We start from the raw sequence: 1,478 nt of genomic DNA on the forward strand, positions 1-1,478 counted from the left end.
ACATTATACTGGCGACTAATAATACCAATTGTGATATTAATTATACTTGGTGGGACTTTTTGTTACTCTAAGTGTGGATATCACTGGGATTCACAAAAGTCATTAATAAATAATCAACAAATAAGTAAAGGGCAGTCTAGAAATAGTTCTAAGCCTTCTGCTGGTCAGAAAATATGTGTTGATATTAAAGGAGCTGTGAATCGTCCTGGAGTATATCATTTAATGCGTGGATCAAGAGTAGAAGAAGCAATTTTTGCGGCAGGTGGGAGTAATAACGATGCCGATTTAAATCAGGTCAATTTGGCTAAAGAATTAGCAGATCAACAGGTAGTTAAGATTCCTAAAGTCGGTGAACAGTTATTACAAGGAACTTCTAATGACATGCCACTGCAAAACAGCAAGGATAAAATCAATTTAAATAATGCTACTAAGGATGATTTGACGAAAATCGACGGCATTGGAGATAAAAAGGCTGATAAAATTATCGAGTATCGTTCACAACATGGCGGGTTTAAATCGGCAGATGACCTAAAAAATATTAATGGTTTTGGAGATAAAACAGTTGCTAAATTAAAGGATCAAATTTCAGTTTAATCTGATGAATACAGAATAATTTGCTATACTTAACAACAAAAAAGGGGGATTGGGCATGAAAAAAAGAATTGACTGGGATCAATACTTTATGGTTGAAGCAGGGTTGGTTGCTTCGCGCGGAACTTGTCAGCGCTTATCTGTAGGAGCTGTGCTAGTTCGTGATAAACGAATTATTGGTAGTGGTTATAATGGTTCCGTAGCCGGTGATGATCATTGCATTGATGTTGGTTGCTATATGCGAGACGGACATTGTGTTCGAACTATTCACGCTGAAATGAACGCACTGTTGCAGTGTGCAAAATTTGGGACACCAACGGATGGTGCGGTTTTGTATGTAACAGATTTTCCATGCTTACAATGCACAAAAAGCTTGTTACAAGCAGGAATTAAGCAAATCAATTATTTACGAAACTACCATAATGATGAATATGCAATGAAGTTAATACACCTAAAGAACGTCAAACTAAAGCAAATTAAGTTAGATCCTAATATTTTAGAAGAGGTAGATCTGGATCAATATATTCATCCAGATAAAAAATAATAATTACATATCATTATTTTTCTGTGCAGTTGCTAGTTCTCTAGTTGCTGCCATGTTTATTCTATAATGGTTGGTTAATCACTCCTTTATTGTTGTTAGTATTATTAAGAATTTGGTGGTTACACAGTAGCAAAACCTCATTATTGGTGTTAATTAGCGTGGTTGCCATGATTTTCAGATGTTCGTGGATTATCTATAATGGGCATCGTCAAACCGTTACCCAGGAACGTAATGTCATTCAAACACTGATAGTACAACCTGATATGGTTAAAATTAACGGCAACTTAGTTACCACGGTTGCTAAAACAAATAATGGCGAAAAATATCTATGTAATATTACTGT

2 protein-coding genes are annotated in these 1,478 nt (G+C 35.3%); both read left to right on the top strand.

From position 1 onward, the window contains the following. Window positions 1-18: 18 nt before the first annotated feature. Window positions 19-594: a helix-hairpin-helix domain-containing protein gene (locus tag H5975_RS08055; RefSeq protein ID WP_428832691.1), complete on the top strand. Its 576-nt coding sequence runs from the start codon at window positions 19-21 to the stop codon at window positions 592-594. A 55-nt stretch (window positions 595-649) separates the two neighbouring features. After that, window positions 650-1,135, top strand: coding sequence for a ComE operon protein 2 (locus H5975_RS08060; RefSeq protein ID WP_204785608.1), 486 nt, complete (start codon window positions 650-652; stop codon window positions 1,133-1,135). Window positions 1,136-1,478: the final 343 nt, after the last annotated feature.

The organism is Limosilactobacillus coleohominis, assembly GCF_016901675.1.
In the GTDB taxonomy this organism is placed as follows: Bacteria; Bacillota; Bacilli; order Lactobacillales; family Lactobacillaceae; genus Limosilactobacillus; species Limosilactobacillus intestinavium.

Bases quoted from the DNA above. Each gene is read 5' to 3' on its own strand.
- H5975_RS08060 (WP_204785608.1), top strand. From the start codon at position 650: ATGAAAAAAAGAATTGACTGGGATCAATACTTTATGGTTGAAGCAGGG.